This is a genomic window from Burkholderia sp. MSMB0856 (genome assembly GCF_001524645.2).
In the GTDB taxonomy this organism is placed as follows: Bacteria; Pseudomonadota; Gammaproteobacteria; order Burkholderiales; family Burkholderiaceae; genus Burkholderia; species Burkholderia diffusa.
In genome coordinates, this window is the sequence record NZ_CP013427.1 from 1,415,319 (window position 1) to 1,441,088 (window position 25,770).

Below are 25,770 nucleotides of genomic sequence, written 5' to 3' on the forward strand. Positions count from 1 at the left end.
CCGGGCGTGCCGGTCGCGTCCGCTTGCGGCAGCGAAGAATATAGTGAGCGTACGGGACCGTTTTTCTGGAGACCACAATGATGTCGGGGCATCTGTTCTGGTGGGTCGCGGTGGGTGTGCTGGTCGTGGCCGAGTTGCTCACGGGCACGTTCTACCTGCTGATGATTGCGCTCGGCTTTCTCGCGGGCGGATTGCTGCAACTGGCCGGTTTCGCGCCGCACGTGCAGTTTGGCGTGGCCGCCGTGGTCGCGATCATCGCGATGATCGTGCTGCGCCGCTCGGGGCTCGGGCGCAAGCAGAAGCGCGACACGTCGACGAATCCCGACGTCAATCTCGATATCGGCTCGACCGTCACGGTCGACGCGTGGCATGACGGCCGCGCGCGCGTGCAATACCGCGGCGCCGACTGGGATGTCGAACTCGCGCACGGCGAGCGCGACGATGTGCGCGTGTATCAGGTGCGCGCCGTGCGCGGCAACTGTCTCGTGGTCGTAGCGAAACCTGCGGGCTGATCGTCCGCTGATACAACAAGGAGAGAACATTTCATGGATTCGCTGATCATCTGGGTCGTCCTGCTCGTCATCGCCATCGTGATCGTGTCGAAGACGGTGAAGATCGTCCCGCAGCAGCATGCGTGGGTGCTCGAACGCTTCGGGCGCTATCACGCGACGCTGTCGCCCGGTCTCAATATCGTGCTGCCGTTCGTCGACCGGATCGCCTACCGACACGTGCTGAAGGAAATTCCGCTCGACGTGCCGAGTCAGGTCTGCATTACGCGCGACAACACGCAACTGCAGGTCGACGGCGTGCTGTACTTCCAGGTGACCGATCCGATGAAGGCGTCGTACGGATCGAGCAACTTCGTGCTCGCGATCACCCAGCTCGCGCAGACGACGCTACGGTCGGTGGTCGGCAAGCTCGAACTCGACAAGACCTTCGAGGAACGCGACTTCATCAACCACAACATCGTGTCGGCGCTCGACCAGGCTGCCGCGAACTGGGGTGTGAAAGTGCTGCGTTACGAGATCAAAGACCTGACGCCGCCGAAGGAAATCCTGCACGCGATGCAGGCACAGATCACCGCCGAGCGGGAAAAGCGCGCGCTGATCGCCGCATCCGAAGGCCGCAAGCAGGAGCAGATCAACCTCGCGTCGGGCGCGCGCGAGGCGGCGATCCAGAAGTCGGAAGGCGAGCGGCAAGCCGCGATCAACCAGGCGCAGGGCGAGGCGGCCGCGATTCTCGCGGTGGCCGAGGCGAACGCGCAGGCCATCCAGAAGATCGCGAACGCGATCCAGTCGCAGGGCGGGATGGATGCCGTGAACTTGAAGGTCGCCGAGCAGTACGTCGGCGCGTTCTCGAACCTCGCGAAACAGGGCAATACGCTGATCGTGCCGGCGAACCTGTCGGATCTCGGCACCGCGATCGCGTCGGCGCTGACGATCGTCAAGAACGCGACGCCAGCCGCGGGCGGAAAGGGTTGAGCGCACGCGCGGCTCGATGAGCCGTACGGCCGTTGCGTGCGGCCGGCGTGCGGCGAATCGTCGCATCATGGAATTGCGATGCTGCTCGCGACGATAAGCGGCGCAGGGATTCATCAGGAACCGTGAGCGGCTGCTCGATCGGCGCATCGACGCATCGCGGCTCACAAAAGCACACGGCCCGCTTCGAGCGGGCCGTGTCGTTTGCGATGCGTGATGTTGCGCGTCAGGTACCGGCGCGCATGATGCGGGCCTTTTCGCGCTCCCAGTCGCGCTTCTTCTCGGTTTCGCGCTTGTCGTGCAACTTCTTGCCCTTCGCGAGCGCGATGTCGCATTTCACGCGACCGCCCTTGTAGTGGAAGTTCAGCGGCACGAGCGTGTAGCCGCGCTGCTCGACCTTGCCGATCAGTTTCTTGATTTCGTCGCGATGCAGCAGCAGTTTGCGCGTGCGGACCGGATCAGGCTTGATGTGCGTCGAGGCTTCGGGCAGCGGGCTGATGTGGGTGCCGATCAGGAAGATCTCGGCGTTCTTGACCACGACGTAGCCTTCCTTGATCTGGCCGCGCCCGGCGCGCAGCGCCTTGACTTCCCAGCCCTCGAGCACGAGCCCCGCCTCGTAGCGTTCCTCGATGTGATAATCGAAGTGCGCTTTCCTGTTGTCGATGATGCTCATGAAAGGATCGGGCCAACTCGTTTAAAATCACGATTTTAGCAAAGCGGGGCGAGAATCGCCCGGCTTGCGTTCTTACCTCGAGCGATGCCGCGCGATTTATGGCAGATGTCCAGAAAACCGTATTGATCCGTCATTCGGCGGAACAGATGTTCGACCTCGTCACCGACGTGGCCGATTACCCCAATTTCCTGCCCTGGTGCGGCGGCGTCGAGATTCGCCGTCAGGACGACAGCGGGATGGAAGCGCGCATCGACATCAACTTCAAGGGCATCAAGCAGCATTTCGCGACGCGCAACACGCAGCAGCGCCCGACACGGATCGACATGGAGTTCGCGGACGGCCCGTTTCGGAAGTTCACGGGTTCGTGGCGCTTCATCCCGCTGCGCTCCGACGCATGCAAGATCGAATTTGCGTTGCACTACGAGTTCTCGAGCATCCTGCTCGAAAAGATCATCGGGCCGGTGTTCAGCCATATCGCGAACACGTTCGTCGATTCGTTCGTCAAGCGCGCCGACCAGCGCTACGGGAAGGGGTGACGCGATGCTGTCGATCGAAGTCTGTTACGCGCTGCCGGATCGCCAGACGCTGATTCCGGTGTCGCTGCCCGAAGGCGCGACCGTGCGCGCGGCCATCGATGCGAGCGGCGTGCTCGCGCTGCACCCGGAAATCGACCTCGCGCACGCAAAAACCGGCGTGTTCGGCAAGCTCGCGCCGCTCGACGCGCCGCTCGCCGATCATGATCGTGTCGAGATCTACCGCCCGTTGATCGTCGATCCGAAGCTCGCGCGCCAGCGGCGCGTCGACAAGACCCGTCGCGAGGGCTCCATCGAGGGCCGCAAGTGGATGCACAAGGACGCGCGCTGACGCATCGCGCCAGCATCGCTCCATTCCTTTTGTCCCGATTCGTCAGACCAGGCTCGCCCGCGCTCAGTGGGCCGTGATGTTCGCGTTCGCGGCTGCACGGCCGGGCGTCTTGCCGCTCGTGTGCGTGTCGCCGTGCCGGCGCACCGACCCGTACACGCCCGCCAGCAGCAGCGCGAGCGCTGAGATTTCAAGCACGCGCGGCATCCGGTGGTCGTAGACGAATGCGTAGAGCATCGCGAACACGGTCTCGAACACGATCAGCTGGCCCGACAGCGTGAGCGGCAGCCGCTTCGATGCCGCGTTCCACAGCCCGTTGCCGAGCCACGACGCGCCGATCGCGAGCGCGAGGTTCAGCAGCCAGAACAGTTGCCAGCGCGATGCCGGGACTGCCGCCTGGACCGTGCCGGCCGGCAGCGCGAGGATCGCGACCCAGCAGAGGCCGCCGATCAGGCCCGTCACGACACCCCACAGCACCGACCATTCGTTGCCGCCGAAATGATGGTGGCGCTGCAGGTAGCGCGTATTCGCGACCGCGTACCAGGTCCAGCTCGCGAGCGCGCCGGTTGCGCACGCGATGCCGGCGAGCTTCTGGCCGAGCGTCGTCGCATGCGCGGCTTCCGATGTGAAGAGGTCGACGTTGATGCAGACGATGCCGGCGATCACCAGCGCGAGCGGGGCGACGAGGCGCCGCAGCGGCATCGCGCCTTGGTCGCCGAGGCCGGCGAGCGTGACGGTCACGGGCAGCACGCCGACGATCAGTGAGCTGGGCGCGATGCCGATCAGGTGCACGGCGCCGGACAGCAGCATGTAGTACGCGACGTTGCCGATCAGCGCGAGCTTCGCGAGCGCGACGAGATCCTCGCGGGTCAGCCGCACGAGCAGCGAACGGGCGGCCGGCAGTGCCGCCGCCAGCGACACGAGGCCGTACATCGCGTAGCGGCCTGCGCTCAGCAGCAGCGGCGAGAAGTCGGTCATCAGCCGCGGCACGAGAAAGACCATCCCCCACAACGCGCCCGCAAGGACGCCATACACCACACCGCGCTGCATCGACTGCTCCGAACGAATGACTGACGAGCGCGCATCTTAACGACGGCGGCGCGACAGCGTCTTGTTCATTCCTGCACTCGGGAGCGGACGCGGTTCGGAATCGGCCGGGAGCGCCATCGCGATTCGTTCCGGCGTTGACCGGGGATGGCGGCGGGCCGGGTGACCCGTCGATGATCGGCGATCAGCGCTCGACCGGTTCGGATGCCGCCGCACTGTCGCCCTCCGCGCGTGCTCGCGCAGGACGCCGCACGGCGCGCAGCTTGCCGCTGTTGCCGCCGCCGCAGTAGAAGAGGTCGCGACCGTCGGATTCCAGCCCCGACACACCGACACCGGGCGGCATGTCGACCTGTTCGAGCACCTGGCCGGTGCGCGGGTCGATTCTCCGCAACGCGCTCTCGTCCGCTTCCCAGGTGCCGTGCCACAGCTCGCCGTCGACCCACGTCACGCCGGTGACGAAGCGGTTCGACTCGATCGTGCGCAGCACGGCGCCCGATTGCGGATCCACCTGATGAATCTTGCGCTCGCGATACTGGCCGACCCACAGCGTACCTTCGGCCCACGCGAGCCCCGAATCCGCGCCGCCGCCGGGCGCGGGGATCGTCGCGAGCACGCGGCCCGAATCGGGATCGATCTTCTCGATGCGGTCCTCGACGATCTGAAACAGATGACGCCCGTCGAACGCGGTGCCTGCGTGTGCGGCGACGTCGAGTGCGCGCACGGTCGTGCCGCGTTCCGGATCGAGCGCGTTCAGCTTGTCGCCGGATGCGAACCAGACGCGCTGTCCGTCGAACGTGACGCCGTGCACGCCGTCGACGCCCGGAAACGGGCCGTATTCGCGGAGGATGTCTGCGGTGGAGCGTTTCATGTCTGTCACCTCGTCGTTGGTGTGCCCATCCTAGTCGCCCGGCAGCGGTGCGGGGAGTAACAAGGTCGTCGCGAATCCGGGTAGCGGCGGCGTCATCCAGCGGCGCGCGCGACCGCGGCCGAGCGCCTGCACCTTGTCCGCTTCGGCGAGCGCGTCGAGCGCGCGCTGCACGGTGCGCTGGCTCGCGCCGAGCGCGAGTGCCAGCGCGGAGCTCGACCATGCCTCGCCGTCTGCGAGCAGCGCGAGCACGGCCGCATGGCGATCGTCGACCGGACGCGCGAGCACGACGGTCTCGCGTGGGCCGAGCGGCTCGAGCGCGAAGCCGCGCGGCGTCGCGGTGACGTTCGCGAGCGGGCGCAGCATCGCGCGCAAGCGGCCGATCTCGACGCGCAGGCGTGCGCGATGCGATTCGTCCGCGTGTCTCGCGCGAAACGCCGCGGCAACGAGCGCGTTTCTCGACACGTCGCCGGGCCACGCCTCGCCCAGCGCGCGGGCGAGCACGAACAGCACCGGGCGGCGCGCGAGCGACACGGTCGTGCGTGCGTCGCGCACGGCGTGGCGGCATGCATCGACGACCAGCGCATTCGATTCCAGCAGCGCCTCGACCTCGTCGAGCAGCACGAGCCGCGACGCACCGCGCGCGATGAGCCGCGCGGCCGGCGTATCCAGCATGCGTGCGGCCGTCTCGACTTCGGCCGTCAGCGCAGCGATGCCGGCGTCCTGTGCGGCCGCGCGGGCACGGGCGAGTGCCGTACGCGCGAAGTGCGGGCGGATGCGGCGCATCGCGATGCCGGCCGCGATCAGTTCGTGGGCTGCGCGCGATGCGGCCGGCAGTGGTGCGGGATCGAGGTTCGCGAGCTGCCGTTCGGCTTCGTCGACGTGCCCGATCAGCAGCAGTCGACGCACGCCGAGATAGCGCGCATGCGCGGCGTTCGCGCGGTCGCCGAGTGCGTCGAGCGTCGCGCAGGCGGTTTCGAGGGCGCGCGACGGCCAGCCGAGGTCGCGGGACGCCAGCGCGATTTCGGCTTCCGCGACGACGCAGCGCGCCCGCGCGACCGCTTCCTTCGCGCCGAACGCACGTGCCGCGCCGCGCACGAGCGCCCGCGCGCGCTCGAAATCGCCGAGTTGCGCCATCGCGATTCCGCGCAACGCGAGCGCCGGCGCGTCGTCGCGCAGTGCGACGCGGTTCAGCGCGCCGAGCGGGTCGCCCGCCGCGAGCGCCCGCGCGGCGGCCGTGATCAGCGAATCCATCCGAATCCCGACACAGTTGTCACTCCCTCCGATCCGATGCCCGGCCCTAATCTAGCACCACGCACACGGCAGAGGCGCCGTGCCCGGATATCCATCGAAAGGAGGAACCTGCAATGACGAACCATCTCACCGGAACGCGCGCCGAATGGCTGACCGCGCGCCGCGCGCTGCTCGATGCGGAAAAAGCATTGACGCGGCAAAGCGACGAACTCGCGCGACGGCGCCAGGCGCTGCCGTGGGTGCGCGTCGACAAGGCCTACCGGTTCGACACCGAGGACGGCCCGGCGACGCTCGACGACCTGTTCGGCGGCCGTTCGCAACTGCTCGTCTATCACTTCATGTTCGGCCCCGACTACAAGGCTGGCTGCCCGTCGTGCTCGGCGCTCGCCGACGGTTTCGACGGTTTTGCGGTCCACCTCGCGAACCACGACGTGACGCTCGCGGCGGTGTCGCGCGCGCCGCTCGCGAAGCTGCTCGCGTACCGGCAGCGGATGGGCTGGCACTTTCCGTGGGCGTCGTCCGACGGCGGCGAGTTCAATTTCGACTTCAACGTGTCGTTCACTGAAACGCAGCAACGCACCGGCGACGTCGAATACAACTATGCGCGGGCCGGCCACGCGATGGACATGGACCCGCCGCCGGCGGCCGTCGCCCAGTTCGCGGCGACCTGCGGCACCGACGCCGCCACGTATGCGCGCGACCGGCCGGGGATGAGTGCGTTCGTGCGCGAGGATGGCGTCGTCTATCACACGTATTCGACGTACGCACGCGGGCTCGACGGGCTGTGGGGGATGTACCAGTGGCTCGATCGTGCGCCGCTCGGGCGCAACGAGACGGGCGTGTGGTGGCGCCGCCATGACGAGTATGCTGCGCGCGGCTGAGCGCGCGCCGGCGAGCGGCGGGAGCGGGCGATGAGCGCCACGACGAAACCGGCCGCGACCGGCGCGCCGGGCAATGGCCGGCGGGCATTCGGCGCCGCGCTCGTCGCGGTATTTGGCGCCGGCGTCTGGGCGACGCTCGCGCAGCACGCATCGATGGACGCGATCGGCGGCATGCCGATGGCGGGCGGCTGGACGTTGTCGGCTGGATGGCTCCGGCCGTGCGGATGGGAGGCAGGGCGCGCGTTCGCCGCGTTCGCAGGCATGTGGGGCGCGATGACAGTGACGATGATGCTGCCGGTGCTGGCGCCGGTGCTCTGGCGATACCGGCGGAGCCTCGGCCCGTTGGGCGAGGCGCGCGCGGCGTGGTTGGTCGCGGTCGCGGGCGCCGGGTATTTCTCCGCGTGGATGGCGCTCGGTGCGCTGGTGTTTCCTGGCGGCACCGCGCTGGCGGCGGTCGCCGCGCGGTTGCCCGCGCTCGCCGCCGCGATGCCGTTCGCGTCCGGCACGGTCGTGCTCGGCGCGGGCGTGCTGCAGTTGTCCGGCTGGAAGGCGCGCCGGCTCGCTTGCTGCCGGCATGCACAGGACGACGCATGTGCGCGGCGGGCGCGAGCCGCGGCCGCGGTTGCTTGGTGGTACGGCGTGCGAGCCGCGCTACGTTGCGGCGCCTGCTGCGGGAACCTGATGGCCGTTGCTCTGGCGGCCGGCATGATGGATCTACGCGTGATGGCCGTCGTGACCGGGGCGATCGCCGCCGAGCGGCTGGCGCCGGGCGGCGAGCGCGTTGCCCGGATCGTCGGCGGCGGCGCGATCGGTGTCGGCGCGGCGATGATCGCGTGCGCCGCGGTCGGGCAGACCTAGCAGCGCCCGGGGCCGCATGGAGGTGCCGAGCGGGGCTGGCCGAGGCCCCGCCGGAAGGGGCGCCGTCGTGCGGCCACGACGTTCGATCGGCCCGATTCCGGCCGACTGCGCGAATGGGTCGATGCGGGGGTGAAACGAAAGGCGATCGAAAACGAACCGAACGGCGATCCGAACGATTCGGCCCCCGAACGCTTGAAAACGCCTAACCCGTTGTTCGTGTTGTGAAAATTCGCAGCGCTTCGCGTATAATTCGCTTTTGCGCCCATAGGATTTGCCATGCGTCTGATCCAAAAAGCACTCACTTTCGATGATGTGCTCCTCGTTCCCGCCTTCTCCGACGTTCTCCCGCGCGACACCAGCCTGAAGACCAAGCTGACCCGCAACATCTCCCTGAACATGCCGCTCGTGTCCGCCGCGATGGACACGGTCACCGAAGGTCGCCTCGCGATCGCGATGGCGCAGCAGGGTGGTGTGGGTATCGTCCACAAGAACCTCACGCCGGCCGAGCAGGCCCGCGAGGTCGCGAAGGTCAAGCGTTTCGAATCGGGCGTCGTGCGCGACCCGATCACGGTTCCGCCGCAGATGAAGGTGCGCGACGTGATCGCGCTGTCGCGTCAGCATGGCATCTCGGGCTTCCCGGTCGTGGAAGGCCCGCAACTCGTCGGCATCGTCACGAACCGCGACCTGCGTTTCGAATCGCGCCTCGACGAACCGGTCAAGTCGATCATGACGCCGCGCGAGCGCCTCGTCACGGTCAAGGAAGGCACGCCGCTCGCCGAAGCGAAGGCGCTGATGCACAGCCACCGCCTCGAGCGCGTGCTGGTCGTCAACGACGCGTTCGAACTGCGCGGCCTGATGACCGTCAAGGACATCACCAAGCAGACCGAGCACCCGGATGCGTGCAAGGACGAACACGGCAAGCTGCGCGCAGGCGCGGCGGTCGGCGTCGGCCCGGACAACGAAGAGCGCGTCGAGCTGCTGGTGCAGGCCGGCGTCGACGTGATCGTCGTCGATACCGCGCACGGTCACAGCAAGGGCGTGCTCGAGCGCGTGCGCTGGGTCAAGCAGAACTTCCCGCACGTCGAGGTGATCGGCGGCAACATCGCGACGGCAGCGGCCGCGAAGGCGCTCGTCGAATACGGCGCGGACGCGGTCAAGGTCGGCATCGGCCCGGGCTCGATCTGCACGACGCGGATCGTCGCGGGCGTCGGCGTGCCGCAGATCAGCGCGATCGCGAACGTCGCGGAAGCGCTGAAGGGCACCGGCGTGCCGTGTATCGCCGACGGCGGCGTGCGTTTCTCGGGCGACGTGTCGAAGGCCCTCGCGGCCGGCGCGAACGCGGTGATGATGGGTAGCATGTTCGCGGGCACCGAAGAGGCGCCGGGCGACGTGTTCCTGTATCAGGGCCGCCAGTACAAGTCGTACCGCGGCATGGGTTCGGTCGGCGCGATGAAGGACGGCGCGGCTGACCGCTACTTCCAGGACAACTCGGCGAATATCGACAAGCTCGTGCCGGAAGGCATCGAAGGTCGCGTCGCGTACAAGGGTTCGGTCAACGCGATCCTGTTCCAGCTGGTCGGCGGCGTGCGCGCGAGCATGGGCTACTGCGGCTGCCGCACGATCGACGAGCTGCATGACAAGGCCGAATTCGTCCAGATCACCGCGGCGGGCATGCGTGAGTCGCACGTGCATGACGTGCAGATCACGAAGGAAGCACCGAACTACCACGTGGACTGATCGCCGATGAAACCGTTGCTGCGAGCCGTGCTGATCGTCGATGCCGTGCTGCTGCTGGCGTTCGGCGTGCTGTTCGTGCTGACGCCCTGGCAGGCGCTGTTCAACGCGCTGCAGCTGGCGAACATCCAGCCGGCGATGCTCGGCCAGGCGTTCGGCATCGCGCTGCTCGGCCTCGCGTGGCTCGCGTTCCATGCGGCGGTCAACGGCGATCTCACGGCGCCCGTCGCGCGTGCGGTCGGCCATGTGAACTGGCTGATCGGCGTGCTGGCGGTGGTGTGGTCGTTCGGCACCGGCAACGGTCCCGCGCTCGCGGCCGCCGGCCGCGTGCTGTCGGCGATGGCCGGTGTCGCGCTGATCGTGCTCGGCGTCGGCGGCGTACGCCTCGCCTCGGCCGTGCGGCGGCGCGAGAAGGCGCAGGCGCTCGAGGCGCGGGACGCGCAGCGTCCGGCCGCACCGGCGCCGGCCTCCGCCCCGCAGCAACGGGTCGAACCGGTCGTCGGCCGTCCGGCGGCGCCGTCGGCAGCCACGCCGGCCGCATCCGACCGATTGTCAGGCAGCGTCGCGTTCGACGCACGTCCGCCGTCGCAGGATTGACCGGCGATGCGTCGCGCGAGCCGCCTGCCGCCCGACGCCGTTGTCCATGCTATTGACGCAGCGCTTCATGCGCTGCTTTTCTTATTCTCTTCATCCTGTCCGCAGCCATGCACGACAAAATCCTGATTCTCGACTTCGGTTCGCAAGTCACCCAACTGATCGCGCGCCGCGTGCGCGAAGCGCACGTCTACTGCGAAATCCATCCGAACGACGTGTCCGACGACTTCGTCCGCGAGTTCGCGCCGAAGGCGGTGATCCTGTCGGGCAGCCATGCGAGCACGTACGAAGACCACCAGCTGCGTGCGCCGCAGGCCGTGTGGGATCTCGGTGTGCCGGTGCTCGGCATCTGCTACGGCATGCAGACGATGGCCGTGCAGCTCGGCGGCAAGGTCGAGTGGAGCGACCATCGCGAATTCGGCTACGCGGAAATGCGCGCGCACGGCCATACGCGCCTGTTCGACGGCATCGAGGATTTCAAGACGGCCGAAGGCCACGGGATGCTGAAGGTCTGGATGAGCCACGGCGACAAGGTTGCCGAGTTGCCGCCGGGCTTCGCGCTGATGGCGTCGACGCCGAGCTGCCCGATCGCCGGCATGGCCGACGAGGCGCGCGGCTACTACGCGGTGCAGTTCCACCCGGAAGTCACGCACACGGTGAAGGGCCGCCAGATCATCGAACGCTTCGTGCTGCAGATCGCCGGCGCGAAGCCCGACTGGATCATGAAGAACCACATCGAGGAAGCCGTCGCGAAGATCCGCGAGCAGGTCGGTGACGAGGAAGTGATTCTCGGCCTGTCGGGCGGGGTGGATTCGAGCGTCGCGGCGGCGCTGATCCATCGCGCGATCGGCGACCAGCTCACCTGCGTGTTCGTCGACCACGGCCTGCTGCGCCTGAACGAAGGCAAGATGGTGCTCGACATGTTCGAGGGCCGCCTGCATGCGAAGGTCGTGCACGTCGACGCGTCCGAGCAGTTCCTCGGCCATCTGGCCGGCGTGACCGATCCGGAAGCGAAGCGCAAGATCATCGGCCGCGAGTTCGTCGAAGTGTTCCAGGCGGAAGCGAAGAAGCTGTCGAAGGCGAAGTGGCTCGCACAGGGCACGATCTATCCGGACGTGGTCGAGTCGGGCGGCACGAAGACGAAGAAGGCGACGACGATCAAGAGCCACCACAACGTCGGCGGCCTGCCGGAAACGCTCGGCCTGAAGCTGCTCGAGCCGCTGCGCGACCTGTTCAAGGACGAAGTGCGCGAACTGGGCGTCGCGCTCGGCCTGCCGCCGGAGATGGTGTACCGCCATCCGTTCCCGGGCCCGGGCCTCGGCGTGCGGATTCTCGGCGAAGTGAAGCGCGAATACGCGGACCTGCTGCGTCGCGCGGATGCGATCTTCATCGAGGAACTGCGCGGCACGATCGCCACCGCGCAGGACGCGGCAGCGGGCCTGTGCGGCGAGGCCGACGTCGGCAAGACCTGGTACGACCTGACGAGCCAGGCGTTCGCGGTGTTCCTGCCGGTGAAGTCGGTCGGCGTGATGGGCGATGGCCGCACGTACGACTACGTGACGTCGCTGCGCGCGGTGCAGACCACCGACTTCATGACCGCGCACTGGGCGCACCTGCCGTACGCGCTGCTCGGCCGCGCGTCGAACCGGATCATCAACGAGGTGCGCGGGATCAACCGCGTGGTGTACGACATCTCGGGCAAGCCGCCGGCGACGATCGAGTGGGAATGACGAGGCGTTTGGCACCGGCCAGCATCACGTCACAGTAAGATGCAGGAAGCCCGCAGTTTTGCGGGCTTTTTGCATTTGTTTTGGCGATGCCTTGCAACTTCCTGTGTCCTCGGTCACAGTCTTTTTTGTTGTGTGGGCGATGGTGTCGTTGCTCCATGATGCACCGACGAGATCATACCCTTGCGCTTCAGGTGGTCTGGTATTGAGTCTACCTATATTATTAATTGAATACTTACGAAACGTGGACGATGCCTGGCGCATGACATTTGAATTAAAATTGAGCTACAAACCGTTGTCGATAGGAAAATTGAGTCATTCTTTTTCGACAGTGGAGATGTTTGATTTTGGCGTTGGAAGATTGTTTGGTGATGCGCGACATAATCGATCGAAACGTGAAAGCAGCGAAAACGAATGATCACATTGACGTGTATCTGATCGTGGCGAAGAAAAATTGTCAATGGTGCATGGTCGCAATTAGATGAATTGAAATTTCATGTCGTGATAATTTGCTGTGGTTGGTGCGAGGACAACAAACTTAGGATGGCAAGAAAAATGGTGGCTGCACAACAGGAACTCATCGTTCGCGGTGAACAGGTAGAGCGGGTTTTTATCAACTTCCTAGACAATAAATATGTTGTGAACCGGCGGTATCAGCGCAAGCTGATTTGGACCATCGAAGAGAAACAAAGCTTTATTGATTCTATAATCCAGGGATTCCCGATCCCCATCATTTTGCTAGCGGAACCGCTCGGAAGGCAAGATGGGACTTTAGAAATTATTGACGGGATGCAGCGTATGAATGCCATCACGTCATTTATCAGTAACGATTTCTCGGTGGACGGTGGTTATTTCGATTTGAATACTTTTGCAACCACAAAAGATCTACTTGATCGCAACGTGATTGAACAGAAGATGCCGGTCCTCGACCGAGAACGATGCCTTGCAATTGCGTCTTATCCGGTCCCGCTGTCGATCTATGAGGCGGCGCACAGAGAGTCGGTTGAGGAGGTTTTCCGACGAATCAACTCTGGTGGTCGTCAGCTCTCTCGACAGGAACTCCGGGCTGCCGGCGCGACGGATGCATTCGCTGAATGCATCCGCAAAGTTTCTGCGCGCGTGCGCGGCGATACATCGAACTCTGATCTCTTGCTGTTAGGTGAGATGAAAAAAATTAGCATCACCAACCGGGAGCTGGATTACGGCATCAGCGCAGACAGTGTTTTTTGGGTCGCCAACGGTATCCTGACGATCGCCAGAGTCGTGACGAGGAGATGGTCGCGGACATTGTTGCCTACATGGTTTCGGAGGGTCCAGTGGCGTCCCGCACGGAGTTTCTTGATGATTACTACGGCGCAACAGTTCCGGTGACGGTGAACAGCAAGGCCCGATTCGACGAAATGGATCAGGCTGTTAGAAAGCGAAGCCTAGAACTCGTCGACCTAGACTATCAACGAGTACATGACGCCATAGTCCTTCTTCTTGGTCAGGCGAAGACGACGTTCACCGGACTCATTTTTCCGGACGGGAACGGTGGTAACCCGGTACCTCGCTACTTCCAAGCGGTCTTCCTCGCACTCCACGACTTGATCGTCAAGAAGAGTATGGTGGTATCGAACAGTGCAGGTTTAATCGCACGGCTAAGGGATTGTGGGAAAAATATCCAAGTTCAAGATGGTGGGAGATGGGGGGCGGATAACCGCAGCAAGACGATCGACTCGGTCGTAGGCTGGATCCAAGGCTTTTTTGAAGACGACAAAAATCCGGATCCGGCAAAGGTGCACTGGGTTACCAAATTCCAGAACCTGCTCACTAACTCAATTACTGAACAGGCTGCCTACGATTTTAAGCAAGGGTTCTATACCCTTAACCAACCACCTTCCTTTGATGAAGGTTCCTTCGACAAGATCATGGAGACCTGCGCTGCTATTGCCAACATTGGCAAGGGCCACAAGGGCTACGTGCTAGTTGGTGTTGCAGAAAATGCTCAGACTGCGGCAAGGGTGCAAGAAGTCTTCGGAAGCCAACCGCTGTCCTTCAAAGGGTTCCATGTAACTGGCGTGGATCATGAAGCGAGGCATGCTGGAAAGTCTCTCGACGAAATGTTCCAAGAAATTACTGACCGCGTTGGTCGCTCAGCACTCTCCGAACCTCTGAAGTCCTACATAAACTCTCACCTAAAGTGCGTTCAGTATTACGATAAGACAGTCTTTATCTTCGAAATCCTAGATCAGGACAGTCCATCACACTGGGGCGAAAAGTGGCCAGAGCGGCAAGGTCCCCAGGTCAAAGATGTTTCCCCGGAGCGTATGGGTGCACTGTTCGAGCGTTTCAGATGAGAGCCTAGCCTTTCGAGGCCGGTATGCGCAGCGACCATCTGGCAGTAAGCTTTGGCGGGAATGACTTTGAGTCGATTATCACCACTCCGGCCGGAGTGATGTGGCGCTGAGGCGTGCATTGGCGGGGAATCGCGGCATCGGACGATGCGAACGCCCGGGGCGAGAACAGCCGGGCGTTTTTGTTGGGGCTTGCGGGTCGTTGGCGGATCCGTTCGCGATCGACGCGTTCGGATGTTGCCGGTGGACGGACGGCGGCCTGTCAGGCGGATCTTCATGCCAGGACGCTCGGTTTCCGCTGCCATCTTGGATAAGCGGTTCGAGGCCGCCGGCAATGTTTCATGCTCGTAAATGATGCTAGCGCGTCCCGGCCTACGTCCGTTTAACGGCACGAAGTGTCACTTCCCACACATCGGACGTCATCGGTAAATCGTCCCGATCGAATTCGCCGAACTCAAACCAGTGCGCGTCGAGTGCATCGTCGCCGGCAGCCGGCGTTCCCGCAGCCATTGGCGCAACGCCGCGAATATCAGAAATGAAGCCGTTCGCAGGCTCGCGTCGTCGCTCGGCAGGGCGCCGACGCGGCCGATGCAATCCAGCTCCGAATTGCCGGCGGTCAACTTCAACTCACCGAATGGTCTGGGCGGGTGGATTGGGGGATCCGGTTTCCGCGTCCAACTCGCTCCTACTGAGCCCCGCGAGATACGGCCACGAATAGATCCCGCGCACATGTCCATCCGCGAACAGCAAGCGAATTCCATAACCGGCTGCTTCGACACCGTCCAGCGTCAGGCCCGCTTGCGCGGCGACCCGGCCGCCACCGAGCCGGATCTTCCGGCACGCCGCGCATGGGCAGGCGCTGCGCAATCGCGCATAGCCGATTCGCTGCATGTCGCCGTCCGGCCAGCGCAGCGTCAATACCTGCGCCGCATGGTCGACGAGGATCTCGGTCGGCGCAATCATCGAGCGTCTGCTTCGATCTGCGCAATGGCGATCCGCACGGCCTTGCGTACTTCGGGATCGCGATCGTTCAGCGCATCGTGCAGCACGGGCAACGTCGCGGGGTCGCGCAATTCGCCGAGCGCGAGCGCCGCCTCCTTCCGGAGGTTGCTGATCGGATGCGACAGCAGCGCGGCGACGGCCGCAGCCGCAGCGGCGTCGCGCAACTGCCCGAGCGCACGCACGGCGCGCAAGCGAACCTGCCAGTAGTCGTCCTCGAGTGCGGCGACGAGCGGTGCGCGCGCGGTCGCGACCCGCAGCTTGCCGAGCGTCGCGGTCGCTTCCTCGCGCACCTGCCATTCGGTGTCGCGCAATGCCGCGAGCAATGCGGTGACGACGGACGTTTCGTCCGGCGCCGCGAATCCGATCGCACCCACCGCGACGCGTCGTACGTCCGCATGTGTATCGTTCGTCGCGATGCGTGCGAGCGGCGCCAGCGCGCGCACGTCCTTGAGCCAGCCGAGCACGGCGACGGCCTCGGCGCGCACGGCTGGCGTCGGCGCGTCGAGTGCGCGCAGCGCCGGTGCGAACGCCCTCGGGTCGCGCAGTTCGCGCAAGCCGCGCAGCGCCGCACCGCACACGAATGGCTCGGCGCGTTCGGCCCAGCGGCACAGCACGGCGCCGGACGCGACATCCTTCAGTTCGGACAGGCTTTGCGCGGCCGTGGCACGCACCTCGTCGTCGGCGTCGAGCAGTGCGCGGCATAGCGCATCGACGACATCTGGCTGTTCCCACGCGGCGAGCACGCGTGCGGCTTCGCGGCGCACATCGGCGGACGGATCGGCGTGTAGCGCCGTGACGAAGACCGGCACGAGGCCGGGATCCTCGAGATCGTCGAGCTCCAGCAGCGCAATGCGGCGCACCGATGGGTCAGGCGCGGCCACTCGCGCAATGAGCGAAGCGGGGCCGGGATCGTGCGCGCCCGGCGGCGGGAAGGCAGGGGAAGAAGCGGTCATGGGTAAAAACTCGCAGCAGAAAGGTGACGTGCGATCAGGCTGGAATCGCGCAAGTGTGTGAGGCAGCGACGCTCGATGTCGATGAACGCAGGTTCGGTGGCGCTGTCGCGGATACGCGGCCGCGAGCGCGGCACGCGAATGCCGGCGACGCGCACGCGAGACGGGGCACAGCCGGCGCGAGCGACGCGGCAAACGACAAACCGGCGCAGCGGTCGTTGCTCGGGTTTCATGTGTCGTGAGTCCGCAAGGCGGGAAGCGACGCACCGGTCAGCGCAACAGGTACGGGATGTCGACCTTGACCGCACCGGTCGGGCAGTCGCGTTCGCACGGCATGCAGTACCAGCATTCGTCGAACTGCATGTAGGCCTTGCCTTTGGTCACGTCGATCGCGAGCAGGTCGAGCGGGCATACGTCGACGCAGACGGTGCAGCCCTTGTCGGCGATGCAGCGGTCCTCGTCGATTGTCACGGGCGCGCTGCTGCGCAGAAAGATGTCTTGCGGGGTATGGGGCACGGTTAGGCTCCTCGGAGTCAGAGGGTGGCCGCGAGGGCGGCCGGTTCGCGGATGCGCAGGTGCGCGTAGGCGCTGCGTTCGTCGTCGGCGAGCGGCACGACATAGGGCTCGACCGGCCGCTTCTCGCTACGCATCGCGCCGTCGGCATCCTTGCGCAACCATGTGTGGCAGAACCATTCGGTGTCGTCGCGCTGCGGAAAATCGTCGCGATGGTGATATAGCCCCCAGCGGCTCTCGGTGCGGAACAGCGATGCACGCGCGGCCATTTCGGCGCAGTCGCGGATCGCGCGCACTTCGGCCGCGCGCATCAGTTCATGAGGGTGGTTCGCCTTGAGTTCTTCGATATCCTCAATAATGGCGTCAAAACGTTGCAGCCCGATTTCCATCTTGCGCGTCACCTTCGGCGGTTGCAGATGATCGTTCACCATGCGGCGCAGCTTGTATTCGACCTGCGCCGGCGCGAGGCCATGCTCGCGCGTGAGCGGCGCGAGCACGCGGGTGCGTTCGGCCGCGACCTGTTGGTCGTCCACCGGCGCGTGATCGCGGCCGGCCACGTAGTCGGCCGCGTTCTGCCCGGCGAACCAGCCGTAGGTGAATGCGCCGAGCATGTAGTTGTGCGGGACGGCCGCCATGTCGCCGGCCGCGTAGAGCCCCGGCACGGTCGTTTCGGCGCGGGCGTTCACGTACACGCCGGACGCGCTGTGGCCGCTGCAGAAGCCGATCTCGGAGATGTGCATCTCGACCATCTGATGCCGGTAGTCGGTGCCGCGTCCTGCGTGGAAGCGACCGCGGCTCGGTCGCTCGTTCGTGTGCAGGATCTGCTCGATGGTCTGGATCGTTTCCTCCGCGAGGTGGTCGAGCTTCAGGAACACCGGGCCGTTGCCGCTTTGAAGCTCCTGGTAGAACTCCCACATCATCTGGCCGCTCCAGTAGTCGCACTCGATGAAGCGTTCGCCCTTGCCGTTCGCGGTGAAACCGCCGAGCGGGCCGGTCACGTACGCGCACGCCGGACCGTTGTAGTCCTTGATCAGCGGATTGATCTGGAAGCATTCGAGGTTCGCGAGCGCCGCGCCGGCGTGGTACGCCATCGCGTAGCCGTCGCCCGCGTTGGTCGGGTTTTCGTACGTGCCCATCAGGTATCCGGACGCCGGCAGGCCGAGACGGCCGGCGGCGCCGCAGCACAGGATCACGGCCTTCGCGCGGATCACGTGAAAATCGGCCGTGCGGCAGTCGAAGCCGAGCACGCCGCTCGCGCGGCCTTGCGCGTCGGTCAGCACGCGCGTCGCGACGATCCTGTTCGTGATCGCGATGCGGGCACGTTTCAACTGCCGGTACAGCACCTTCTTGATGTCGTGACCTTCCGGCATCGGCAGCACGTACGAACCCATGTGGTGGACCTTCTTCACCGCGTAGTCGCCGGTGCCGTCCTTTTCGAACTTCACGCCCCAGCGGTCGAGTTGCTCGATCGTCGCGAAGCTGTGCGTCGCATACGCATAAACGGCCTCCTGGTCGACGATCCCGTCGTTGGCGATCGTGATTTCGCGCGTGTACTGCTCGGGCGTCGCGTGGCCGGGAATCACCGCGTTGTTCAGGCCGTCCATCCCCATCGAGATCGCGCCGCTGCGCTTCACGTTGGCCTTCTCCAGCAGCAGCACGCGCAGCGACGGATCGCGCTCCTTCGCCTTGATCGCCGCCATCGGGCCGGCCGTGCCGCCGCCGACCACGACGATGTCGTATTCGAGTACATGGGTGTTCATTGCGGATTCCTTAAGGGTTGGTGCGTTTTCTGCCGGTCGATTCGCAGCCGGTACTGGAACGCGTCGCCGCGGAAGTAGAGGTGTTCGTAGTCGATTGGCGCACCGGACGCGTCGTGCGTCAGGCGCTCGATCCGCAGCACGGGGCTGCTTTCCTCGACGCGCAGCGCATCGACGATTTCATCGTCGGCGAGGATTGCTTCGATCGACACGTCGGCGTGACCGAGCGGCACGCCGCAGTCGTTCTCGAGAATCAGGAAGATGTCGCGGGTTGCGAGATCGGCGCCCGCGAGCCGCTTGCCGAGCGCCGCGGGCACCCACGTCTGCTCGAGCGACACGGGCTCGCGATTCAGCAGCCGCACGCGGCGGATCTCGACGAGCGGCGCGCCTTCCGGCACGTTCAGCTTCGTCGCGAGATGGCTGTCGGCCTTCACGGTGCGAAAGCTGCGCAACTGGTTGACGATCTCGTAGCCCATCGACGACATCGCCTCGGCGAAGCCCTGCAGCGACGTCACGTTCTGGAACGCCTTCGGCTTCGACACGAACGTGCCCTTGCCGTGCAGCCTGAACAGCAGGCCTTCCTTCTGCAGGTCGCCGAGTGCCTGGCGCACCGTGATGCGGCTCACGTCGAACATCGCGCAGAGTTCGTGCTCGGACGGCATCCTGCTGTGCGGCGCATAAGTGCCGTCGAGGATACGCGTGCGCAGCGTGTCCTTGATCTGCACGTAGAGCGGGGCCGCCGATAGCGGCACGACGTTGGATGAGGTCATCGGTCAACTTGTCATGACAAGAGGACTCGAGTGTAGTGAGCGCGCTCGCGCGCCCAAACCAACGATTTCTGATTTCGACTTTCCGATTCCGGAAAAGCGCGGGCGGCTGCGTGGCCGAGCTTCGTCCGGATCTGCCTCTTGTCGGCTGCCCGAATCGGCAGACAATCGGAGATTCGCGCTCGCATGTGCCGCGCATGTCGATTTCACGCCGCGTCGTTCGTCGTATCGATGTCGACCGGATTCGCGACGGCGTCCGCAGTCCGGTTCCGCATCAATGCCTGACCGACAGAGAGAAAGGAGGTGCCAGATGCCTGATTCCCGCTATCGCTGGGTGATCGTCGCCGCGGGCGGCCTGATGGGCTGCATCGCGATCGGCGCGATGTTTTCGCTGCCCGTGTTCCTGCGGGCCATCGCACGCGACACCGGCTGGTCGATGACCGGCATTTCCGCCGCGATGACGCTCGGCTTCATCGCGATGGCCTTCGCGAGCATCGGCTGGGGCAGCCTGTCGGACCGGATCGGCACGCGTGCGGTGGTCGTGACGGGCGCCATGCTGCTGTCGGCGAGCCTGGCGCTTGCGAGCCGAGCGCCGTCGCTGCTCGCGTTCCAGCTGATTTTCGGGCTGGCCGTCGGCAGCGCGACGGCCGCGGTGTTCGCGCCGATGATGGCCTGCGTGACGGGCTGGTTCGACACGCATCGCAGTCTCGCGGTGTCGCTGGTGTCGGCCGGCATGGGCATGGCGCCGATGACGATGTCGCCGCTGGCGGCGTGGCTCGTGTCGGGCCACGGCTGGCGCACGTCGATGCTGCTGATCGCCGCGCTCGCGGCCGCCGTGATGATTCCGGCGTCGCTGCTCGTGCGCCGCGCCCCCGCGCTCGACGGGCCGCACGCCGAGCCGGCGCCGGCCGGCGGGCCCGGGGCCGCGCCGCTGTCGGTCGGCGGCGCGCTGCGTTCGCCGCAGTTCATCGTGCTGTTGCTAACCAACTTCTTCTGCTGCGCGACGCATTCCGGCCCGATCTTCCATACGGTCAGCTACGCGGTGACGTGCGGAATTCCGTTGATCGTCGCGGTATCGATCTACAGCGTCGAGGGGCTTGCCGGCATGGGCGGGCGCATCGCGTTCGGGCTGTTGGGCGACCGCCTCGGTGCGAAACGCATGCTGGTGGCGGGGCTGCTCGCGCAGGCGCTCGGGGCGCTCGGCTATTACTTCGTGCGCACGCTCGACGGGTTCTACGCGGTCGCGATGCTGTTCGGTTTCATCTATGCGGGCGTGATGCCGCTCTATGCGGTGCTCGCGCGCGAGAACTTCCCGCTGCGGATGATGGGCACCGTGATCGGCGGCTGCGCGATGGCCGGCAGCCTCGGGATGGCGGCCGGGCCGGTCGCGGGCGGTTTGATCGTCGATGCGCTGGGCAGCTATGGCTGGCTGTACCTCGGATCGTTCGCGATCGGCATCGGCGCGTTCCTCGTCGCGATGATGTTCCGGCCGTTTCCGAAGGCGCGGTCGCACGTGGTCGCCGCATGACCCGGCAGTCGCGAAACGGCGATTTCCACGGGACGACGAACGCCGACCGACCGGGGCGAAAATAAAAAAACAGGGCCGGACGTCGCCCGCGCAGGCGACGCGAAATCGGCGCGGAGCCTGCTGCGGCGCAGCACAGCGGCAAGTCGTGGCGATCGGCGCGCATGCGCGCCGATTCGGCCCCTAAAAACACAATATCGAGCATACCTTCGAAGGGCCTGTCATACGCACGTCACCCTGCTAGAATTCGGCTGCCGCATTTGTTCCGATTGACTGATGAGATTGCTTGACGCACTGGTCGAACAACGCATTGCCGCCGCCGCCGCGCGGGGCGAGTTCGACGATTTGCCGGGTACCGGCGCGCCGCAGGCGCTGGATGACGACCTGCTCGTACCCGAGGAGGTGCGGGTGGCCAACCGTATCCTGAAGAATGCGGGCTTCGTGCCGCCGGCCGTCGAGCAACTGCGCGCGCTGCGCAACCTGCAGGACGAACTGCAGGCGGTCAGCGATCGTGCCGCGCGCTGCCGGCTGCAGGCGAAGATCCTCGCCCTCGACATGGCGCTCGAATCGCTGCGCGGCGGCCCGATGGTGATGCCGCGCGACTATTGCCGGCGCATCGCGGAACGTCTGTGCGAGCGCGGGCTCGACGACGCGTCCGCCGAAGCGGGGCCGATGTGAGCGCCGACGCGCTGCATGACGCCGCAGCCGGATCGGCCGCAGCTCCCGATTCCCCCATTCCCGAAGCCGTGCCCGTGTCGGCGCGCGACCTGCATTTCATGCGGCTCGCGCAGGCCGCCGCCGAAGAGGCGCGCGCGGCCGGCGAAGTGCCGGTCGGCGCGGTGCTCGTGCGGGGCGACGAAGTGATCGCACGCGGCTTCAACCATCCGATCGGCGGGCACGACCCGTCGGCCCATGCGGAAATGGCCGCGTTGCGCATGGCCGCTCAGCATTTGGAGAATTACCGGATGCCCGGCTGCGAGCTGTACGTGACGCTCGAGCCGTGCCTGATGTGCGCGGGCGCGATCATGCACGCGCGCATCGCGCGAGTCGTCTACGGCGCCGCCGATCCGAAGACGGGCGCGTGCGGCAGCGTGATCGACGCGTTCGCGAATCCTCAGCTCAACCACCATACCGACGTGACCGGCGGCGTGCTCGCCGACGAGTGCGGCGCCGCGCTGAAGTCGTTCTTCGCGGAGCGCCGTCGTGCGCTGCGTGAGGCGCGGCTCGCACGCGACGCCGAATCCGGCGCGCCGTAACCCCTGCCGCGCCCGTCGCCTGGAGCGGGGCGGGCAGCAAGGTTCCGTGAACCGGAGACGGTTCGGACCCTCTAAGCAGGTTTGACGATCCCGATACCTTTCGCCATGTCCCTCCAGCCCGCTGCGTCCTACACCATCCGCCTGCTGGCGCCGTCCGGCTATCCGCACGACCCCGATGCGATCAACCGCGCGCTCGAGCGCTTGAGCGGCTCGCAACATCGCATCGAGAACATCGAGGCGACGCAACGCCGCTTCCAGCGATTTGGCGGCACCGACGGCGAGCGGGCCGGCGACCTGAACCGCCTCGCGGATCCGGAGCGTGCGCTGCCGGACATCGCACTCGCGGTGCGCGGCGGCTACGGCGCCGCACGCATCCTGCACGGGCTCGACTATCGCGGGCTCGAGCGCCGCCTGCGCGACCAGCCGATCGCGCTCGTCGGCCACAGCGACTTCACCGCGATCCAGCTCGCGCTGTACGCGAAGGCGCGCATCAAGACGTTCGGCGGCCCGATGCTGTCGGCCGACTTCGGCGCCGAAACGCCGAGCGATTTCACGATACAGCACTTCTGGCGGACGTTGTCGCAGCCGACCACGACGGTCATCGCCGAGGCGCCGCAAGTGCAGACCGTGAACGTGACGGGCACGCTGTGGGGCGGCAACCTGGCGATCCTCACATCGCTCGTCGGCACGCCTTACATGCCCGACATCGAGGGCGGCATCCTGTTCGTCGAGGACGTCAACGAGCAGCCGTTCCGGATCGAACGGATGATCTACCAGTTGCACCTGTCGGGCGTGCTCGCGCGCCAGCAGGCGCTCGTGCTCGGCCAGTTCACGGGTGCGCGGCCGTTCGAGTACGACAACGGCTACGACATGCAGGCGATGATCGACCAGGTGCGCTCCGTGGTCGGCATTCCGGTCGTTACGGGTTTGCAGTTCGGCCACGTTCCCGACCTGCTGACGTTGCCGTTCGGTGCGCAGGCGCAGCTCGTCGCGAATGCGCACGGTTTCCGGCTTACGCTGTCGGACTATCCGCATCTCGGCTGAGCCGGGCAGGTACGATCGAAAGGCGGGGCTTCCCGCCTTTTTCTTTAAGTAAATGCGCAACTAACGGTCATAAATTTTTGTCGCCGTTGATCGGGTTGGCGGCATCGCGTGCACCAGTTTTGTCAACAAAATGACCGGAAGGGTATACACCGTAAGCCGCCATGGGAAAGCAGTAGAGGCTTGTCATGCCTGGATTTGGTGTGCCGCGCACCGTGCTGACACAGAGGAATGCACGCAGATTGTGCGCATTCCGGGAAAAGAATTGTTGACAATCTTTATGTCCGTCCTAGGATGAGGACCATCACGCGATGCAGAACATGAACGACTCCGATACCCATCCGTCCGGCGCTGCCGGTCCCGAAGCGATCGCCGAGCGGATCCGCACGGCGATCCTCGAGCATCGGCTCGCGCCCGGCGCGAAGCTGACGGAGGCGCAGCTCTGCGACGTGTTCGGGGTGAAGCGCGGAACGATCCGGCAGGCGCTCTCGCAGCTCGCGGCCGACAAGCTGGTCGATCTCGAGCCGAACCGCGGTGCGTTCGTCGCGAGTCCGACGCTGCAGGACGTGCACGAGGTGTTCGAGATGCGCCGGATCATCGAGCTGGCCGTCGTCGAGCGGCTCGCGACGGGGCCGGGCGCGAAGCGGCTGAAGGGCGTTGCGGCGCTGATCGACAAGGAACGCAAGGCGTTCGAACGGCACGACTTCGCGGCGTGGATCCGCCTGTCGGGCGAATTCCACACGGCGCTCGCGGCGCTGACGGGCAATGCGACGCTCTGCGAGTGCCTCGACGGGCTCGTCGCACGCTCGACGTTGATGTCGGCGCTGTATGAATCGCACGGGCGCAGCCCGTGCTCGTGCGACGACCATGACGAGATCCTGACCGCGCTGGAAGCGGGCGATTCGAAGCGGGCGGTGACGCTGATGGCGCACCACCTGCAGCATGTCGAACTGAAGATGCTGGACCGGCCCGCGCAAGGGCAGGTCGATTTGCGCGAAGTGTTCGGCGGCGCCTGAGCGGCGACGCGAATCCGGCCGCGCGCCACACGACGAGAGCAATGCAGGCCGGCGGTTTGCACCGCCGGCCGCCAGTCCGACTCCGGGCGATGATCCGGAGCGATATTGATGACGGTGGAGCGGCTGGTTGGCCGCGTCAAGGAGAAGTCATGGCTCAGTTCAGTGTGGCGCACGACAGTGCGTATCCGGCGGAAGAAGGCGGCGAGGGCGGCGGGCCCATGTTGCCGGACGGTTACAGTCAACGTTTGTACAACGAAGATTTGGCACCCCTTAAGAATCAGACTTGGGGCGCTTACAACATCTTCGCATTCTGGATGTCGGACGTGCATAGCGTTGGCGGCTACGTGTTCGCGGGCAGCCTGTTCGCGCTCGGGCTGACGAGCTGGCAGGTGCTGATCGCGCTGATCGTTGGCATCACGATCGTGAACCGGCTGTGCAATCTGATCGCGCGGCCGAGCCAGCAGATCGGCGTGCCTTATCCGGTCGCGTGCCGCGCGACGTTCGGCGTGCTCGGCGCGAACGTGCCGGCCGTGATCCGCGGGCTGATCGCGATCGCGTGGTACGGCATCCAGACCTATCTCGCGTCCAGCGCGCTCGTGATCGTCGTGCTGAAGTTCTTTCCGCAATGGCTGCCATATGCGGACGTCCATCGCTACGGCTTCCTCGGGCTGTCGGCGGTCGGCTGGGCCGGCTTCATGCTGCTGTGGGTGCTGCAGGCGCTCGTATTCTGGAACGGGATGGAGACGATCAAGAAGTTCATCGACTTCGCGGGCCCGGCTGTATACGTCGTGATGTTCATCCTGGCCGGCTACATGGTGTGGCGCGCGGGCTGGCGCAACATCGGCATCAACCTCGGCGGCGTCAAGTATCACGGCGCGGAAGTGATTCCGGTGATGATCACGGCCGTGTCGCTCGTCGTGTCTTACTTCTCCGGGCCGATGCTCAATTTCGGCGACTTCTCGCGCTACTGCCGCTCGTTCGGCGACGTGAAGCGCGGCAACTTCTGGGGGCTGCCGGTCAACTTCCTCGCGTTCTCGCTCGTCACGGTGATCACCACCGCCGCGACGCTTCCGGTGTTCGGTGAACTCATCACCGATCCCGTCGAGACGGTCGGCCGCATCGACCATCCGACCGCCGTGATCCTCGGCGCGCTGACGTTCACGATCGCGACGATCGGCATCAACATCGTCGCGAACTTCGTGTCGCCCGCGTTCGACTTCTCGAACGTCGCGCCGCGGCTGATCAGCTGGCGCGCGGGCGGAATGCTCGCGGCCGTCGCGTCGATCTTCATCACGCCGTGGAACCTGTTCAACAACCCGGCCGTGATCCACTACACGCTCGACGTGCTCGGCGCGTTCATCGGCCCGCTGTACGGCGTGCTGATCGCCGACTTCTACCTCGTCAAGCGCGGCCGGCTCGTGCGCGACGACCTGTACACGATGTCGGAGCGCGGCACGTACTGGTACACGGGCGGCGTGAACCGCCGCGCACTCGCCGCGCTGCTGCCGGCCGCGGTAATCGCCGTCATCTGCGTGATGGTGCCGGGCTGGCAGGCCGCCGCGAACTTCTCGTGGTTCATCGGCGCGGGGCTCGGTTTCGTGTTCTACCGGCTGCTCGTGAGCACGAAGGCCTGAG

At 65.6% G+C, this 25,770-nt stretch carries 28 protein-coding genes; 17 read left to right on the forward strand and 11 right to left on the reverse strand.

What is annotated here, in order from left to right; translation table 11 throughout:
- The first annotated feature begins 77 nt into the window (after window positions 1-77).
- Both WS87_RS07740 and WS87_RS07745 read left to right on the forward strand, forming a co-directional pair.
- On the forward strand, window positions 78-512 hold the full coding sequence (locus tag WS87_RS07740) for an NfeD family protein (RefSeq protein WP_059529350.1): 435 nt from the start codon (window positions 78-80) through the stop codon (window positions 510-512).
- Window positions 513-545: 33 nt separating this feature from the next.
- On the forward strand, window positions 546-1,481 hold the full coding sequence (locus tag WS87_RS07745) for an SPFH domain-containing protein (RefSeq protein WP_059817728.1): 936 nt from the start codon (window positions 546-548) through the stop codon (window positions 1,479-1,481).
- Window positions 1,482-1,704: 223 nt separating this feature from the next.
- On the opposite strand, the gene smpB is transcribed toward WS87_RS07745, so the two are convergent.
- Entirely contained in the window at window positions 1,705-2,151 is a 447-nt protein-coding gene (gene smpB / locus WS87_RS07750) for an SsrA-binding protein SmpB (RefSeq protein ID WP_050012888.1), read from the reverse strand.
- Between the two features lie 98 nt (window positions 2,152-2,249).
- Between smpB and WS87_RS07755 the strand changes: the two genes are divergently transcribed.
- Both WS87_RS07755 and WS87_RS07760 read left to right on the forward strand, forming a co-directional pair.
- Window positions 2,250-2,687, forward strand: a complete 438-nt coding sequence (locus tag WS87_RS07755) for a type II toxin-antitoxin system RatA family toxin (RefSeq protein WP_059529356.1) — start codon at window positions 2,250-2,252, stop codon at window positions 2,685-2,687.
- 4 nt (window positions 2,688-2,691) lie between these two features.
- The gene (locus tag WS87_RS07760; protein ID WP_059450006.1) at window positions 2,692-3,015 is read left to right on the forward strand and encodes an RnfH family protein; all 324 of its coding nucleotides are present in this window, start codon (window positions 2,692-2,694) and stop codon (window positions 3,013-3,015) included.
- A 63-nt stretch (window positions 3,016-3,078) separates the two neighbouring features.
- Here the strand turns inward: WS87_RS07760 and WS87_RS07765 are convergent, their stop codons facing one another.
- The 3 genes from WS87_RS07765 to WS87_RS07775 form a co-directional block, all read right to left on the reverse strand.
- The gene (locus WS87_RS07765; RefSeq protein WP_059817726.1) at window positions 3,079-4,062 is read right to left on the reverse strand and encodes a DMT family transporter; all 984 of its coding nucleotides are present in this window, start codon (window positions 4,060-4,062) and stop codon (window positions 3,079-3,081) included.
- A 181-nt stretch (window positions 4,063-4,243) separates the two neighbouring features.
- The gene (locus WS87_RS07770) at window positions 4,244-4,927 is read right to left on the reverse strand and encodes a Vgb family protein (protein WP_059817724.1); all 684 of its coding nucleotides are present in this window, start codon (window positions 4,925-4,927) and stop codon (window positions 4,244-4,246) included.
- A 30-nt stretch (window positions 4,928-4,957) separates the two neighbouring features.
- Window positions 4,958-6,178, reverse strand: a complete 1,221-nt coding sequence (locus tag WS87_RS07775; RefSeq protein WP_059817722.1) for a hypothetical protein — start codon at window positions 6,176-6,178, stop codon at window positions 4,958-4,960.
- Window positions 6,179-6,291: 113 nt separating this feature from the next.
- Between WS87_RS07775 and WS87_RS07780 the strand changes: the two genes are divergently transcribed.
- From WS87_RS07780 to WS87_RS34135, 7 genes are all read left to right on the forward strand, one after another.
- The gene (locus WS87_RS07780; RefSeq protein WP_059817721.1) at window positions 6,292-7,059 is read left to right on the forward strand and encodes a DUF899 domain-containing protein; all 768 of its coding nucleotides are present in this window, start codon (window positions 6,292-6,294) and stop codon (window positions 7,057-7,059) included.
- 30 nt (window positions 7,060-7,089) lie between these two features.
- On the forward strand, window positions 7,090-7,917 hold the full coding sequence (locus WS87_RS07785) for a DUF2182 domain-containing protein (RefSeq protein WP_059817719.1): 828 nt from the start codon (window positions 7,090-7,092) through the stop codon (window positions 7,915-7,917).
- Between the two features lie 276 nt (window positions 7,918-8,193).
- A complete protein-coding gene (guaB, locus tag WS87_RS07790) occupies window positions 8,194-9,654 on the forward strand; it encodes an IMP dehydrogenase (protein WP_059464274.1) in 1,461 nt (486 codons plus the stop codon).
- Between the two features lie 6 nt (window positions 9,655-9,660).
- The gene (locus WS87_RS07795) at window positions 9,661-10,248 is read left to right on the forward strand and encodes a hypothetical protein (RefSeq protein ID WP_059817717.1); all 588 of its coding nucleotides are present in this window, start codon (window positions 9,661-9,663) and stop codon (window positions 10,246-10,248) included.
- Between the two features lie 107 nt (window positions 10,249-10,355).
- On the forward strand, window positions 10,356-11,975 hold the full coding sequence (gene guaA / locus WS87_RS07800; RefSeq protein ID WP_059817714.1) for a glutamine-hydrolyzing GMP synthase: 1,620 nt from the start codon (window positions 10,356-10,358) through the stop codon (window positions 11,973-11,975).
- 552 nt (window positions 11,976-12,527) lie between these two features.
- Window positions 12,528-13,343, forward strand: a complete 816-nt coding sequence (locus WS87_RS34130) for a DUF262 domain-containing protein (RefSeq protein WP_218929480.1) — start codon at window positions 12,528-12,530, stop codon at window positions 13,341-13,343.
- A complete protein-coding gene (locus WS87_RS34135) occupies window positions 13,289-14,311 on the forward strand; it encodes a hypothetical protein (RefSeq protein ID WP_218929481.1) in 1,023 nt (340 codons plus the stop codon). Before WS87_RS34130 ends, WS87_RS34135 begins: the two co-directional genes overlap by 55 nt.
- Before the next feature lie 416 nt (window positions 14,312-14,727).
- On the opposite strand, the gene WS87_RS07810 is transcribed toward WS87_RS34135, so the two are convergent.
- Genes WS87_RS07810 through WS87_RS07835 form a run of 7 tightly spaced genes read right to left on the reverse strand, consistent with a single transcriptional unit; the run spans window position 14,728 to window position 19,300 of the window.
- Complete coding sequence (locus WS87_RS07810; protein ID WP_059817712.1) at window positions 14,728-14,934, reverse strand: hypothetical protein; 207 nt, start codon at window positions 14,932-14,934, stop codon at window positions 14,728-14,730.
- Window position 14,935: 1 nt separating this feature from the next.
- Window positions 14,936-15,271, reverse strand: a complete 336-nt coding sequence (locus tag WS87_RS07815) for a gamma-butyrobetaine hydroxylase-like domain-containing protein (protein ID WP_059817710.1) — start codon at window positions 15,269-15,271, stop codon at window positions 14,936-14,938.
- Entirely contained in the window at window positions 15,268-16,263 is a 996-nt protein-coding gene (locus tag WS87_RS07820) for a HEAT repeat domain-containing protein (protein WP_059817708.1), read from the reverse strand. Before WS87_RS07820 ends, WS87_RS07815 begins: the two co-directional genes overlap by 4 nt.
- Window positions 16,260-16,493, reverse strand: coding sequence for a hypothetical protein (locus tag WS87_RS33500; RefSeq protein WP_159085642.1), 234 nt, complete (start codon window positions 16,491-16,493; stop codon window positions 16,260-16,262). Before WS87_RS33500 ends, WS87_RS07820 begins: the two co-directional genes overlap by 4 nt.
- Before the next feature lie 37 nt (window positions 16,494-16,530).
- Window positions 16,531-16,776 carry a 4Fe-4S dicluster domain-containing protein gene (locus tag WS87_RS07825; protein ID WP_059529554.1) on the reverse strand — a complete coding sequence of 82 codons (246 nt, stop codon included), beginning with the start codon at window positions 16,774-16,776 and terminating at the stop codon, window positions 16,531-16,533.
- A gap of 17 nt (window positions 16,777-16,793) precedes the next feature.
- On the reverse strand, window positions 16,794-18,533 hold the full coding sequence (locus WS87_RS07830) for a fumarate reductase/succinate dehydrogenase flavoprotein subunit (protein ID WP_059817706.1): 1,740 nt from the start codon (window positions 18,531-18,533) through the stop codon (window positions 16,794-16,796).
- Complete coding sequence (locus WS87_RS07835) at window positions 18,530-19,300, reverse strand: GntR family transcriptional regulator (RefSeq protein ID WP_059817704.1); 771 nt, start codon at window positions 19,298-19,300, stop codon at window positions 18,530-18,532. The genes WS87_RS07830 and WS87_RS07835 overlap by 4 nt, the downstream gene beginning before the upstream one ends.
- Before the next feature lie 307 nt (window positions 19,301-19,607).
- Between WS87_RS07835 and WS87_RS07840 the strand changes: the two genes are divergently transcribed.
- From WS87_RS07840 to WS87_RS07865, 6 genes are all read left to right on the forward strand, one after another.
- Window positions 19,608-20,825 carry an MFS transporter gene (locus WS87_RS07840; protein WP_059817703.1) on the forward strand — a complete coding sequence of 406 codons (1,218 nt, stop codon included), beginning with the start codon at window positions 19,608-19,610 and terminating at the stop codon, window positions 20,823-20,825.
- A 273-nt stretch (window positions 20,826-21,098) separates the two neighbouring features.
- Complete coding sequence (locus WS87_RS07845) at window positions 21,099-21,500, forward strand: DnaJ family domain-containing protein (protein WP_009694817.1); 402 nt, start codon at window positions 21,099-21,101, stop codon at window positions 21,498-21,500.
- The gene (gene tadA, locus WS87_RS07850; protein WP_059817701.1) at window positions 21,497-22,078 is read left to right on the forward strand and encodes a tRNA adenosine(34) deaminase TadA; all 582 of its coding nucleotides are present in this window, start codon (window positions 21,497-21,499) and stop codon (window positions 22,076-22,078) included. Before WS87_RS07845 ends, tadA begins: the two co-directional genes overlap by 4 nt.
- A 105-nt stretch (window positions 22,079-22,183) precedes the next feature.
- On the forward strand, window positions 22,184-23,122 hold the full coding sequence (gene ldcA / locus WS87_RS07855) for a muramoyltetrapeptide carboxypeptidase (RefSeq protein WP_059817699.1): 939 nt from the start codon (window positions 22,184-22,186) through the stop codon (window positions 23,120-23,122).
- A gap of 308 nt (window positions 23,123-23,430) precedes the next feature.
- On the forward strand, window positions 23,431-24,135 hold the full coding sequence (locus WS87_RS07860; RefSeq protein WP_059599950.1) for a GntR family transcriptional regulator: 705 nt from the start codon (window positions 23,431-23,433) through the stop codon (window positions 24,133-24,135).
- A gap of 149 nt (window positions 24,136-24,284) precedes the next feature.
- A complete protein-coding gene (locus tag WS87_RS07865) occupies window positions 24,285-25,769 on the forward strand; it encodes an NCS1 family nucleobase:cation symporter-1 (protein ID WP_059817697.1) in 1,485 nt (494 codons plus the stop codon).
- Window position 25,770: the final 1 nt, after the last annotated feature.